The sequence below is a fragment of the Nocardia sienata NBRC 100364 genome, from assembly GCF_001613205.1.
Lineage (GTDB): Bacteria > Actinomycetota > Actinomycetes > Mycobacteriales > Mycobacteriaceae > Nocardia > Nocardia sienata.
Genome location: NZ_BDBX01000087.1, coordinates 1 through 13,120, shown reverse-complemented (window position 1 = coordinate 13,120; position 13,120 = coordinate 1). Strand labels below are relative to the sequence as shown.

The following is a 13,120-nucleotide window of genomic DNA, read 5'->3' as shown; positions in this document are numbered from 1 at the left end:
TTCATCAACGATCGGCCGCTGGTTGGCACACGTGCCCTGATTCGAGCGGGCGAACTTCCGCATCCGATACGACTTGCGGGTGCCGTCATCGGCCATGACCGTCACGTAGTCCGCGGAAACCTCCTCGACCACACCGGCCTTGTCGTTGACCACGACATCGCCCGCGTCGACCGCGGCGCGGAGTTCCATACCGGTACCCACCACGGGGGCCTCGGAACGGATCAACGGCACGGCCTGACGCTGCATGTTCGCACCCATCAGGGCACGGTTGGCGTCATCGTGCTCGAGGAAGGGAATCATCGCCGTCGCGACGGACACCATCTGGCGCGGAGAGACGTCCATGTAATCGACCTCGGTGGCCGGGACGAATTCCATTTCCTCGTTACCGCGGCGGCACAGCACCCGGTCCTCGACGAAATTGCCGTCGGAGTCGACCGCGGAGTTGGCCTGGGCCCGGACGTGCCGGTCCTCCTCGTCGGCGGTCAGGTAGACGACCTCATCGGTGACGCGGCCGTTCTCCACCTTGCGGTACGGGGTCTCGATGAATCCGAACGGATTCACCCGCGCGTACACCGACAGCGAACCGATCAGGCCGATGTTCGGGCCTTCCGGGGTCTCGATCGGACACATGCGGCCGTAGTGCGAGGGGTGGACGTCGCGGACCTCGAGGCCCGCGCGCTCACGCGACAGACCACCGGGGCCCAGCGCCGAGAGGCGACGCTTGTGGGTCAGACCCGACAGCGGGTTGTTCTGGTCCATGAACTGCGAGAGCTGGGAGGTTCCGAAGAACTCCTTGATCGCGGCCACGACGGGACGGATGTTGATCAGGGTCTGCGGCGTGATGGCCTCGACGTCCTGGGTGGTCATCCGCTCGCGGACCACACGCTCCATCCGGGACAGGCCGACCCGGATCTGGTTCTGGATGAGCTCGCCGACGGTACGCAGGCGACGGTTACCGAAATGGTCGATATCGTCCACCTCGACCGGCACCTCGACGCCGCCGGGGGCGGTCATCGTGCGGTCGCCGGAGTGCAGGCGCACCAGGTACTCGATGGTCGAGACGATGTCCTCGCGGGTCAGCACGGACCCGTCGATCGCCTCACCCGGGTGCAGCCCGAGCTTCTTGTTGATCTTGTAGCGACCGACGCGCGCGAGGTCGTAGCGCTTCTCCTTGAAGAACAGGTTCTCCAGCAGGGTCTGCGCGGACTCCTTGGTGGGCGGTTCGCCCGGGCGTAGCTTGCGGTAGATATCGAGCAGTGCCTCGTCCTGGCCGGCCGTATTGTCCTTCTCCAGGGTGGACATCATGATCTCGGAGAATCCGAAGCGCTCGGTGATCTCCTCGCTGGTCCAGCCGAGGGCCTTGAGCAGCACGGTCACCGGCTGACGCCGCTTACGGTCGATACGCACACCCACGGTGTCGCGCTTGTCGACGTCGAATTCCAGCCACGCGCCACGGCTCGGGATGACCCGCACGCTGTGCAGATCCTTCTCGGTGCTCTTGTCGACGGAGTGATCGAAGTACACACCCGGCGAACGCACCAGCTGGGAGACCACGACACGCTCGGTGCCGTTGATGATGAAGGTGCCCTTATCGGTCATCATCGGGAAATCACCCATGAAGACCGTCTGGCTCTTGATCTCGCCGGTGTTGTTGTTGATGAACTCCGCGGTGACGAACAGCGGCGCCGCGTAGGTCATGTCCTTGTCTTTGCACTCGTCGATCGAGGCCTTGACCTCTTCGAACCGAGGATCGGAGAAGGACAGGGACATGGAGCCGGAGAAGTCCTCGATCGGCGAGAGCTCCTCGAGCACCTCCTCGAGCCCGCCGACCAGCCCGCCGTCACCGCGAGCGGCGGCCCGCTCACGCCAATCCGGCGTGCCGACCAACCAGGCGAAAGATTCCGTTTGTAGATCGAGAAGTCCGGGCACCTCCAGCGGCTCCCGGATCTTCGCGAAAGACACCCGCAACGGAGCCCCGGGGATACCCCCGGAAACTCCCAGCTTCGTATTGGCGCTTGTCTGGGTGGAGACTGCCAAGATGCGTCCTTCCAGCACCTCACGCGCGTCGCGTGGTGGTCCGCGACCGTCGCTTGTCTGCTACATTTTGGGATTCTCGCTGGTCACAACCCGAACGAGACTCGAACAGCAAACAACGGAAGCAACACCGGAAGGGTGGGACTTTCGTAGTGCGATCAAGGAATGGACAGGAGGCAGCCAGCGCAACGTCCAAACCTACACCTACCTATACGGAGGTGTCAAAGTACCACCCCGGCGAAGCGTTGCGTGGCTGACGCGCCGGGCCGGTTCCGCTGGCTGCGTTCCGGTCCACGGGCGGAGCCTCCGACAACGAATTCGGCGCTGGCGGTCGTCCACTACCGACGGCGGCCGAAGCCGCCACCAATAGCGTGACTGGTCCGGCGAAACTCGTCAAGTGGCCGTGCCGACCTGGCGTCCTTCGGAACGCCGACCGCACTACAAGATCACCAACGCCCCGCCGTATCGGCCCTGTTCCGGCCGGATACGGCGGCCACAGCGGCCCGGGAACAACCCACCCCGGACACGAAACAGCGCGCCGGGTACGAACCCGACGCGCTGCTTTCGGAAACAAGCTTTTTTACACCTTGGGGTACTGCGCGGTGTCGTAATCCGACCCGGGGAAATCGTTACCGCGGTCACCGGAGCGCTGTCCCGAGTTGTAGGACATGACCATCGTCTCGTCGCTCTGATCGAGCGACTCGCGGATGGCCACCTGGGCGGCGTGCGGCAGGGTGTGCATGATCTCACGCACCCGGTTCTTGCGGCGTTCCACCGCCTGGCGCACCGGCATCCCCGGCTGGGCCTTCATCTGCGGGATGATGCCCTCGACCTCTTCGGCACCACCGTGGTGATGGCCGGCGTCCACCATCGCCTGCTCGCGCGCCATCTGGGCCTCGTCCTTTTCCTCGGACATACCGATGGGGCCGATCATGCGCCCGTTGAGGAACTGCTTGACCACTGGCTCCTCACTGGTCAGCAGCACCTCGCGCGGGCCGAACATGACCAGCTGCCGGCGGAACAGCATGCCGATATTGTCCGGCACGGTACGGGCCAGGTTGATGTTGTGGGTCACGATGAGGATCGTGGCGTCGATCTGGGCGTTGATATCGATGAGCAGTTGGCTCAGATACGAGGTACGCACCGGATCCAGACCGGAGTCGGGCTCGTCGACCAGGATGATCTGCGGATCGAGCACGAGCGCCCGGGCCAGCCCGGCCCGTTTACGCATACCACCGGAGATCTCGCCGGGCAGTTTGCCCTCGGCACCGAGCAGACCGGTGAGCTCGAGCTTCTCCATGACGATCTTGCGGATCTCGGACTCGGATTTCTTCGTGTGCTCACGCAGCGGGAACGCGACATTGTCGAAGAGATTCATCGAACCGAACAGCGCGCCGTCCTGGAACAGCACGCCGAAGAGCTTCCGGATCTCGTAGAGCTCCTTGTTGGAACAGGTGGTGATATCGGTACCACCGATGAAGATGGAGCCGCGCTCGGGCCGGAGCAGGCCGATCAGCGACTTCAGGAATACGGACTTACCGGTACCCGACGGGCCCAGCAGCGCGCTGACCTCACCGGCAGGCAGGGTAATAGAAACGTCCTGCCAAATCCGCTGTGAACCGAACGACTTGGTTACACTCTCGGTCCTGACCTCGACGCCCACGCCAACCTCCACATTTCTCAGCGAGCTACCCGCTTTGCACCACAGACCCGGAAGCGGTGCGTCACGTCACAGCGAGTCCGGTCACTGTAACCCATGGCACGCCCATAGCACACCCGACCTGACCGAAGAGTAACCATGGTTGCCGAGTTCGAGACCGTAGAACCGCCGTTAACCAGCGCATGAGAAAACCGGTCGTAATACGAAGAAAACGGGCGGTCCCCCGTGGGAACCGCCCGTTTCCGGCAGTGCCGGTCGGTATTACTTGACCGAGACCTTGGCGCCGGCGCCTTCCAGCTTCTCCTTGGCGGCCTCGGCGGCTTCCTTGGCGACCTTCTCCAGGATCGGCTTCGGCGCGCCCTCGACGAGGTCCTTGGCCTCCTTCAGGCCCAGGCCGGAGACGATCTCGCGGACCACCTTGATGACCTGGATCTTCTTGTCGCCGGCACCCTCGAGGATGACGTCGAACTCGTCCTGCTCCTCGGCGGCCTCGGCGGCGGCCGGGGCGGCACCGGCGGCGGCGACGGCGACCGGAGCAGCAGCGGTGACCTCGAACTTCTCCTCGAACTTCTTCACGAAGTCGGAGAGCTCCAGCAGGGTCATGTTGCCGAAGGTTTCGAGCAGCTCATCAACGTTGGCCATTGATATTTCCTTTCGATAGTGAATGTCTGCGCGGGCGAGCCGGAGTCGACCGTTCCGCGAATGGTGACGCGGGTCTTACTCCGCGGCGGCTTCGCCGCCTTCGGCCTGCTTCTTCTCCTGCAGCGCGGCGGCCAGGCGGGCCACCTGCGAGGCGGGAGCGTTGAACAGACCGGCGGCCTTGGCCAGGTTGCCCTTCATGGCACCGGCCAGCTTGGCCAGCAGGACCTCGCGGGACTCCAGATCGGCGATCCGCTCGACCTCGGACACGGACAGCGGAGCGCCGTCCATGTAGCCGCCCTTGATGACGAGCGCCTTGTGGTCCTTGGCGAAGGTCTTCAGCGCCTTGGCGGCGTCGACCGGCTCACCGGAGATGAACGCGATCGCGGTGGGTCCGACGAACAGATCGTCCAGACCCTCCACGCCGGCCTCGGCCGCAGCGCGCTTCACCAGGGTGTTCTTGGCGACGGAGTACGTGGCGTCGGCACCGAGCGCACGACGCAGTTCGGTGAGCGCACCGACGGACAGGCCACGGTATTCCGTGACGACTGCGGCCGTCGAGCCCTTGAACTGCTCGGCGATCTCCGCGACCGCGGCTACCTTTTCGGGTTTCGCCATACTTCGCCTCCTCTCTGATGTCGGTATGGATATGCCCTACCGAATCAGGGGCCGGCAAAAGAACAAGCGCCCCGAACGCAGAGCGTTCCGGGGCGCGAAAGAAATATCGACACGCTTGCGCGTGTACATTTTCCAGCCTCGGCTCTCCCTGCGTGGGCCGCCGGCACTCTCGCCGGACCTTCGACCGATTCCATACGAAATCGGCGACCAACGGTCTTCGGTAGAACGGATTGGTGGTGTCGAACTGGTCGACAACCTGATCGAGCATAGCCGGACACTGCCTCATCTGGCAAAACGGTCACGATAGCCGGGTTGACCGGACTCGCCGGCGCCCGCGCGCCTAGTGGATACCGGCGCTCGGCCGGCCGGCGGTACCTCGCCGATTCGCGACCAGCCGGCGCAACACCTCCCCCGCATCGGCCCGGAATGCCGGTGCGACGACGAGCCCGTCTTCCCCGATATCCGTCCGCGACAGGGGCAGGCGAGCGCAGCTCGCCTCGTCTACTTCGGCACCGACGTATCCGAGCACACTCGCCAGCGTCGCCGCGGCTCCATCCCCCCGGCCGGGTGGCGCGACGGTGAGCCATGCGGCCGGCTTCTCGTAGAGATCGCCCGTACCCACGGTCCAGTCCAGGAGGTTCTTCAAGCTGCCCGGCAGCGTACCCGCGTATTCGGGGGTGCAGAACAGCACCGCGTCGGCGGCCGACAATTGCTCGCGTAACCGCAGCACAGCGGGAGGGGCGGGCTCGGGGGCTTCTGGCACGAACGCGGGCAACTCGGCCAGTCCGCCGTACCAGCGCGCCTCGATCCCACTCGGCGCCACGGCCTGCACTGTGCGCAGCGCGGCCGTATTGGTCGACCCGGCGCGCGTACTCCCGGAGATCAGCAAGACCACAGTCACACAGTGCGGCAACCGCCGGCCGCCGGAAAATAGTCCTCGTCGGCGACCGGGTAGCCGCGGCCGGCGCCGGGCGCCCAGGCGCCGACCAGGCGGCCGGGCCCCTCGGCTGCCGGCAGCAACCGCGCCCGGGACACCCGGACACGCGAAACGGCGGGAGCGTCATCCGACGCTCCCGCCGTTTCGCGGTTCTGTGTTCCGGTAGCGCTTACGCGTCCTCGTCCAGGAGGTTGCGGGTGCGGTTCGGGTCCACCGGGATGCCCGGTCCGGTGTTCGTCGAGACCGTCACCTTCTTGACGTAGCGCCCCTTGGCGGTCGACGGCTTGGCCCGCAGGATCTCGTCCAGCGCGGCACCGTAGTTCTCCACCAGCTTGCTGTCGTCGAACGAGGCCTTACCGATGACGATGTGCAGGTTGGCCTGCTTGTCGACCCGGAAGTTGATCTTGCCGCCCTTGATGTCGTTGACCGCTTTGGTCACATCGGTGGTGACCGTGCCGGTCTTCGGGTTCGGCATCAGACCGCGCGGGCCCAGGACACGCGCGATACGGCCGACCTTGGCCATCTGGTCGGGGGTGGCGATCGCGGCGTCGAAATCCAGCCAGCCGCCCTGGATCCGCTCGATCAGGTCCTCGGCGCCCACGGCGTCGGCACCCGCGGCTTCCGCCTCGGCCGCCTTCTCACCGGCCGCGAACACGATGACGCGGGCGGTCTTACCGGTGCCGTGCGGCAGGTTCACGGTGCCGCGGACCATCTGATCGGCCTTACGGGGATCGACGCCGAGCCGGATGGCGACCTCGACGGTCGCGTCCGTCTTGGTGGTGGAGGTCTCCTTGGCCAGCCGCGCCGCGGCCAGCGGCGAGTAGAGCTTGCTGCGGTCGACCTTCTCGGCGGCGGCGAGGTACGCCTTGCTTCGTTTTGCCATGTTTCTCTGTCCTGTTTCTATTGGCGGCGTTCCCGGGGCGCTTCGTGGTTACGCAGGCTACCCGCCTACGCACCCGGCGCTCACGCCGCAATGTCGTGGTTCAGCTGTGGTTATCGGGCCTGGCCGGCCCTCCCACCCGGAGCGGGATCGCGATAGCGAGGCTGCCCTGCGCCTTCTGCGGCCGAGTCGATGTGACCACGGGGCCGCGGCGAAGGCGAAGGAATCGCACCTCAGCCTTCGACGGTGATACCCATCGAGCGCGCGGTCCCGGCGATGATCTTGGCCGCCTGATCGATATCGTTGGCGTTCAGATCTTCCTGCTTGGTCTTCGCGATCTCGCGCACCTGGTCCATGGTCACCGTGGCGACCTTGTTGCGATGCGGCTCGGGCGAACCCTTCTGCACACCGGCGGCCTTCAGCAGCAGCTTCGCGGCCGGCGGGGTCTTCAGCTTGAAGTCGAAGGACCGGTCCTCGTACACCGAGATCTCGACCGGGATGACGTTGCCACGCTGCGACTCGGTCGCGGCGTTGTACGCCTTGCAGAACTCCATGATGTTGACGCCGTGCTGACCGAGCGCCGGACCCACCGGCGGAGCCGGGTTCGCGGCGCCGGCCTGGATCTGAAGCTTGATGATCCCGGCGAGCTTCTTCTTCTTGGGGGGCATCTTTCTTTCCTAGGGTGTGGTGTTCCTTGCTCTCTGCAAGCTCCGACCCGGGGCCACGGCCCCGGGAAACACAGGCGCCGCCTAGATCTTGGCGACCTTGGTGAATTCCAGCTCGACCGGGGTCTCGCGTCCGAAGATGGAGACGAGCACCTTGAGCTTCTGCTGTTCGGCGTTGACCTCGGAGATGGTGGCGGGCAGGGTCGCGAACGGACCGTCCATCACCGTCACCGATTCGCCGACCTCGAAATCGACCTCGATGGTGGGCTTGGCCTTGGTCTCGCCGACGGCCTCGGTGCCGGACGCGGCAGCGGCCGGCGTGGGCGCCTTTTTCTGCTGCGAGGCCGGAACCAGGAATTTCACCACTTCGTTGATGGTCAGCGGCGAGGGGCGCGAGGTCGCGCCCACGAACCCGGTGACGCCCGGCGTATTGCGGACCGCACCCCAGGACTCGTCGTTCAGATCCATCCGGACCAGGATGTAGCCCGGCAGCACCTTGCGGTTGACGCTCTTGCGCTGGCCGTTCTTGATCTCGGTGACCTCTTCGGTGGGCACCTCCACCTGGAAGATGTAATCCTCCAGGTCCAGGTTCTGCACACGGGTCTCGAGATTGGTCTTCACCTTGTTCTCGTAACCGGCGTAGGAGTGGATGACATACCAGTCACCGGGAGCGCGGCGCAGCACGGCCTTCATCTGCTCGACCGGGTCCGGCTCCTCCGCATCGGCGGTTGCGGGTGCGGCCTCGTCGGCAGCCTCGGGCTCGGCGTCGGACGCCGGCTCCTCGACGGATACGGCGGCCTCCTCGGCCGTCTGATCGTCGACCGGGAACTCGTCGGTGGTGTCGTTCTCCGGGGTGCTCACTGGGCACTCGCTTCCTGTGTCGTCACGTGCATCCTCTGCGTGCCGGGTTCGGGCGCGGCGTAGGACTTGCGTCCGGCCCGCGGCGCGGATCGGTTCACGGCGCCGGTGTCACCTGGCTAACCGAACAACCAGTCGACACCCTTGATGAACGCCAGATCCAACCCGCTGATGAACGCGACCATGAAGATCACGAACACCAGAACAACGGTCGTATAGGTGACCATCTGCTTCCGGTTGGGCCAGATAACCTTCCGCAGTTCCGCGATCACCTCACGCAGGAACTTGAACAAACGCACGAACGGATTGCGTGACCGTTCGCGTTCACCGCGGCCGGACTTCGCCTCACCCTTGCGGGCAGGCCGATCCAAGGTCGCGAGCGAACCGGTATCGGATGCGGAGGACGAGACGGATCGACTACGGCGAGCGGAACGCTTTCCGCTCGGCCGCTGCACGGCGGCGGTGTCATCGCCGTCGTCGGCGCCATATCCGCCGCGGCGAGTGTCCCGCTCGTCGGTCACGTCGATCCTCTCTCGTCGCCGTTATCCAGGGCAGGGGCGACAGGACTTGAACCTGCAACCTGCGGTTTTGGAGACCGCTGCTCTGCCATTTGAGCTACGCCCCTTCGGCTGAACCGGACTGTCGTGGTCCAGCCACATGCGATATTCAGTTATCGGTGCTGGTGTCACACAACACGCGCGCCGCCCCGGCAGGTGCCGGCCCCGTCGGCGGGGCCGGTACAACCGGTCGGTCCGAGCCTACTCAGCCGGTACGGCCACTGGTCGGAAACCCCGCCTGGAACCAGCCTTGCAGAGCAGCGCGCATCGGCTGGTGACCCCAGAAACCCGAGTGTACGGCACGGTCGGCGGCAGAAGCCAATCAGGGTCGCTCGGCCAGGTCAGGACAACTGGACGGTTGCCGTTGCCCGACCGAAAATCTTGCGGCCCCCGGATTTCGCCACGATGGCGATCACGGCGGTCTTCGTTTCCGCGTCCATGGACTTGACCTTGCCGGTGTACTCGACTTCGGCCGGCTCGGTGGCGCTCACGAACACCGGGCTGGTGAACCGGACGTTGTACTCCTTCACCGCGCCGGGATCGCCCAGCCACGATGTGACGAAACCGCCGCCCAGGCCCATGGTGAGCATGCCGTGCGCCACGCAGGCGTCGAGGTCCACCAGTTTGACGACCTCGTCGCTCCAGTGGATCGGGTTCGCGTCGCCGGAGACACCGGCGTAGTTCACCAGATCACCACGGGTCAGCTGGACAGTACGGGCGGGCAGTTCATCACCGACGGAGACCTCGTCGAACGGCCGGGCGAACCGGGTCGGCGGCACCACGTCGCCGGCAGCCGGTGCCGGAACGACGTGCCGGGTACGCGGGGTGTGATCGGGCAGGGCCGCGTCCATCCCGTGCATGAGCACCTTGCGGACAGCCTGATTGAGGTTGGGGTCGATATCGCCACCACTGCGGCCGACCAGGGTCGTGTACGTCGTGAGTACGAGCTCGTCGTGCTGATCGGTGACGATGTTCTTTGTGACGATGATGTCGCCGCCGAACGCCTGCCGGAAGGAGTGCAGGTGTACATCGCAGATCAACTGGTCGCCGACCACGATGGGCCGGTGGAACTCCAGGATCTGGTCGGTCTGCATGATCTGACTCAGGTCGTAACCGGTGACGACCGTTTCGAACAGCTTGCGCTGGGCAAGGATGCCGATGAGAGAGACGAAGGTCAGCGGGGCGACCAGGCCGTCATAGCCGAATTCCTGGGCGACGTCTTCGTCCCAGTGCGCCGGATGGCCGTCCTGCACGGCACGCGCGTATTCGCGCACCTTCTCACGGCCGACCTCGTAGTAGTCGTCGACACGGTAGTGGTGGCCGACCATGGCGGCCGCATGGGCGGCGGGATCGAAATCCGTATCCGTCGCTACCGCTTCGTCTGTACCGGTGTTGATTGTCACGGGAGGACTGTACCTATCTGACCCCGCAGCACGGAGTCTGCACGGCGGCTGGGCGTCGGGCCCGTAGATAGAAGTCGGCGTGACCGAAAGGGCCGAGCAGCCGCCTGATCATGACCACGGCCGGCGATCGGCCGCAGTGTCGGTGGTTCGAGGACCAGGACGCTGCCGTCGAGCAGGAATACGAACCCCGCAGCACCCCGCTCGCCGGACCGGGATCCGGCGAGAACCTATCACCGTGGTGCTGTGAACATCCGCCACGCCGAAATCGCGCGGACGCTCGGGACCCGCTGCTACCGCAGCGGCGTCACGCGAGGCTCAGCGAGATTCGCGATGCGCCCGGTGCGTACCGCAGTTCGGGCAGAACTTCTTCAGCTCCAGCCGGTCCGGGTCGTTGCGCCGGTTCTTCTTGGTGATGTAGTTGCGATGCTTGCACTGCTCGCAGGCCAAGGTGATCTTTGGCCGGACATCGGTGGACTTCGCGGCCACGATATGCCTTCTTTCCGGTCAACCAGAGGGTCAATCAGTATGGGTAGCGATGGCCGGACTCGAACCGGCGACACAACGATTATGAGTCGTTTGCTCTACCGCCTGAGCTACACCGCCTTATACGCCATCTGCGACGGCGACGCCGCGGCTTGGAGTGCCGAGTCGGGACACCACCGGCAATCCGGCGAGCCCCCTAACGGAATCGAACCGTTGACCTTTTCCTTACCATGGAAACGCTCTGCCGACTGAGCTAAGGGGGCACGACCTCTCGGCAGCGGGAACCGACGAAGTCCTACCCGTTGCCTCGAAGACTTGAACGAGAGTACACACTGACCACCGAGAGCACCAAACCGAGTGGTCAGAGCCTATTTTCTGGCGAACCGACGGGCTTTGCCGGCACCCGCGGCGACCTCGAACGAAAGAAAACCCCCGCCGGTGTTCACCGGCGGGGGTTTCCTGGTGGCAGGTGTAGGATTCGAACCTACGTAGGCTTTCACCGACAGATTTACAGTCTGCTCCCATTGGCCGCTCGGGCAACCTGCCTCGTACCGCACTCTCGATCTCTACGATCACTTTCCCAGTGCGCTGAGCAGGATACAACGAACCCGCACCCCGAATGCAAACCGGCTGGCCAGATGCTCAGAACTGCCGTCGATCACCATGGCCGCACAGCGTCGCCGCACCGACCAGGTAGCTTGCGTAAGCACCCAGGGTGATCCAACAGTGAACAGGAGCGCAGTGTGGCCGATTCATCATTCGACATCGTCAGCAAGGTCGAGCGGCAGGAGGTCGACAACGCCCTGCACCAGGCCGAGAAGGAACTGAACACCCGCTACGACTTCCGGGGCACGGGCGCGGGGATCGAATGGTCCGGCGAGGACAAGGTGGTACTCACCGCGGAATCCGAGGAGCGGGTGAAAGCCGCGCTCGAGGTGTTCAAGGAAAAACTCATTCGCCGCGATATCTCGCTCAAGGCTTTCGACGCCGGCGAACCGGTCGCTTCCGGCAAGACCTACAAGATCACCGGGACCCTGGTCCAGGGTATCGATTCCGAGCACGCCAAGAAGATCTCCAAGAAAATCCGCGACGAAGGCCCCAAAGGCGTAAAAGCGCAAATCCAGGGCGATGAGTTACGCGTCACCAGCAAGAAACGAGACGACCTGCAAGCCGTCATCGCACTGCTCAAAGGCGACGATTTCGGGATCGCCCTGCAGTTCGTGAACTACCGGTAGCGGCTGTACCGATTTCGCATGAGCGAGGGCCCTCCGTGGTCACACTCCGCTACCGCCTGCGGGCCCGACTCGCTCATGCTGTATCGACCGCGCATGAGCGAGGGCCCTCCGTGGTCACACTCCTTTACCGCCTGCGGGCCCGACTCGCTCATGCGGAGCGCCGACCCGGGCCTCTCAGCGACCGGCCATCTGCTCCAGTCGCGCGATCCGATCCGCCATCGGCGGATGCGTCGAGAACATCCGAGCCATCCGATCACCGGCGCGGAACGGATTGGCGATCATCAGATGCGACTGCGCGGTGAGCCGGGGTTCGGGCGGCAACGGCGCCGCCTGCACCCCGCGCTCCAATTTGCGCAACGCCGACGCCAGCGCCAGCGGATCTCCGGTCAGCTCGGCACCCGACTCGTCGGCCTGGTATTCCCGCGAACGCGACACCGCCATTTTGATGAGCCCCGCGGCGATCGGACCCAGCAGAGATACCAGCAGTACACCGACGATATTCGGCCCGGAACCACCCCGGTTCCCACCGAACGCCGCCGCGAAATACGCAAAATTCGCCAGTCCGGAAATCACCGCGGCCATGGCCCCCGCAACCGAAGAGATCAAGATATCCCGGTTGTAGACATGGGAAAGTTCGTGACCCAGCACGGCCCGTAATTCGCGCTCGTCCAGGATTTGCAGAATACCGCTGGTGCAGCACACCACCGCATGCCGCGGATTACGCCCGGTGGCGAACGCGTTCGGGGCGTTCGTGGGACTTATGTACAGCCGGGGCATGGGTTGCCGAGCGGTCGTAGCCAGCTCACGGACGATCCCGTAGATGGCCGGCGCCTCGATCTCGCTCACCGGCTGCGCCCGCATGGCCTTCAGCGCGAGCTTATCGCTGTTGAAATAGGCATAACCGTTCATCGCCACGGCGAGAAGAACCGCGACGACCAGAATGGTCGTGTTCCGGAACGCTGCCCCCGCCAGGACTATCAGCGCGGAGAGCCCGACCATGAGCCCGAACGTTTTCATCCCATTCGCAAACCCGTGCCCGTGCATAGCACTCCTGTATACGTGGCGCGCGACCGGACGCGCGAGTTTCGGCCAGAACCGCTACAGGAGGACAACGAGCCCCAATCGCGCGAAGTTCCGTGTTTTTGGCGGCG

General features: G+C 64.8%; 14 protein-coding genes and 4 tRNA genes. 1 reads left to right on the top strand and 17 read right to left on the bottom strand.

The window, feature by feature from the left end; genetic code table 11:
- The 16 genes from rpoB to NS4_RS30335 all read right to left on the bottom strand — a co-directional run.
- On the bottom strand, positions 1-2,055 hold a 2,055-nt coding region (gene rpoB, locus NS4_RS30405; protein ID WP_084487856.1), incomplete at its 3' end, for a DNA-directed RNA polymerase subunit beta.
- Between the two features lie 559 nt (positions 2,056-2,614).
- The gene (locus NS4_RS30400) at positions 2,615-3,697 is read right to left on the bottom strand and encodes an ABC transporter ATP-binding protein (protein ID WP_063062913.1); all 1,083 of its coding nucleotides are present in this window, start codon (positions 3,695-3,697) and stop codon (positions 2,615-2,617) included.
- A 258-nt stretch (positions 3,698-3,955) separates the two neighbouring features.
- Complete coding sequence (gene rplL, locus NS4_RS30395; protein ID WP_030525645.1) at positions 3,956-4,336, bottom strand: 50S ribosomal protein L7/L12; 381 nt, start codon at positions 4,334-4,336, stop codon at positions 3,956-3,958.
- 75 nt (positions 4,337-4,411) lie between these two features.
- A complete protein-coding gene (gene rplJ / locus NS4_RS30390; RefSeq protein ID WP_063062912.1) occupies positions 4,412-4,951 on the bottom strand; it encodes a 50S ribosomal protein L10 in 540 nt (179 codons plus the stop codon).
- A gap of 340 nt (positions 4,952-5,291) precedes the next feature.
- Positions 5,292-5,852, bottom strand: coding sequence for an NADPH-dependent FMN reductase (locus tag NS4_RS30385; RefSeq protein ID WP_063062911.1), 561 nt, complete (start codon positions 5,850-5,852; stop codon positions 5,292-5,294).
- Positions 5,849-5,986, bottom strand: coding sequence for a hypothetical protein (locus NS4_RS32495; protein WP_157106332.1), 138 nt, complete (start codon positions 5,984-5,986; stop codon positions 5,849-5,851). The genes NS4_RS30385 and NS4_RS32495 overlap by 4 nt, the downstream gene beginning before the upstream one ends.
- A gap of 71 nt (positions 5,987-6,057) precedes the next feature.
- Positions 6,058-6,771, bottom strand: coding sequence for a 50S ribosomal protein L1 (gene rplA, locus NS4_RS30380; protein ID WP_063062910.1), 714 nt, complete (start codon positions 6,769-6,771; stop codon positions 6,058-6,060).
- A gap of 230 nt (positions 6,772-7,001) precedes the next feature.
- Complete coding sequence (rplK, locus tag NS4_RS30375; RefSeq protein ID WP_030525641.1) at positions 7,002-7,436, bottom strand: 50S ribosomal protein L11; 435 nt, start codon at positions 7,434-7,436, stop codon at positions 7,002-7,004.
- 81 nt (positions 7,437-7,517) lie between these two features.
- On the bottom strand, positions 7,518-8,294 hold the full coding sequence (gene nusG / locus NS4_RS30370; RefSeq protein WP_063062909.1) for a transcription termination/antitermination protein NusG: 777 nt from the start codon (positions 8,292-8,294) through the stop codon (positions 7,518-7,520).
- A 116-nt stretch (positions 8,295-8,410) separates the two neighbouring features.
- On the bottom strand, positions 8,411-8,812 hold the full coding sequence (gene secE, locus NS4_RS30365; protein ID WP_063062908.1) for a preprotein translocase subunit SecE: 402 nt from the start codon (positions 8,810-8,812) through the stop codon (positions 8,411-8,413).
- Positions 8,813-8,843: 31 nt separating this feature from the next.
- Positions 8,844-8,916, bottom strand: a tRNA-Trp gene (locus tag NS4_RS30360).
- 273 nt (positions 8,917-9,189) lie between these two features.
- A complete protein-coding gene (locus NS4_RS30355; protein WP_063062914.1) occupies positions 9,190-10,245 on the bottom strand; it encodes a fused (3R)-hydroxyacyl-ACP dehydratase subunits HadA/HadB in 1,056 nt (351 codons plus the stop codon).
- A gap of 321 nt (positions 10,246-10,566) precedes the next feature.
- Positions 10,567-10,737, bottom strand: coding sequence for a 50S ribosomal protein L33 (gene rpmG / locus NS4_RS30350; RefSeq protein ID WP_011211653.1), 171 nt, complete (start codon positions 10,735-10,737; stop codon positions 10,567-10,569).
- Positions 10,738-10,781: 44 nt separating this feature from the next.
- A tRNA-Met gene (locus NS4_RS30345) sits at positions 10,782-10,854 on the bottom strand.
- A 70-nt stretch (positions 10,855-10,924) separates the two neighbouring features.
- Positions 10,925-10,997, bottom strand: a tRNA-Thr gene (locus tag NS4_RS30340).
- 197 nt (positions 10,998-11,194) lie between these two features.
- Positions 11,195-11,280, bottom strand: a tRNA-Tyr gene (locus NS4_RS30335).
- A gap of 197 nt (positions 11,281-11,477) precedes the next feature.
- On the opposite strand from NS4_RS30335, the gene NS4_RS30330 reads away from it, so the two are divergent.
- Entirely contained in the window at positions 11,478-11,969 is a 492-nt protein-coding gene (locus tag NS4_RS30330) for a YajQ family cyclic di-GMP-binding protein (RefSeq protein ID WP_063038104.1), read from the top strand.
- A gap of 174 nt (positions 11,970-12,143) precedes the next feature.
- On the opposite strand, the gene htpX is transcribed toward NS4_RS30330, so the two are convergent.
- A complete protein-coding gene (gene htpX, locus NS4_RS30325; protein WP_063062907.1) occupies positions 12,144-13,013 on the bottom strand; it encodes a zinc metalloprotease HtpX in 870 nt (289 codons plus the stop codon).
- Positions 13,014-13,120: the final 107 nt, after the last annotated feature.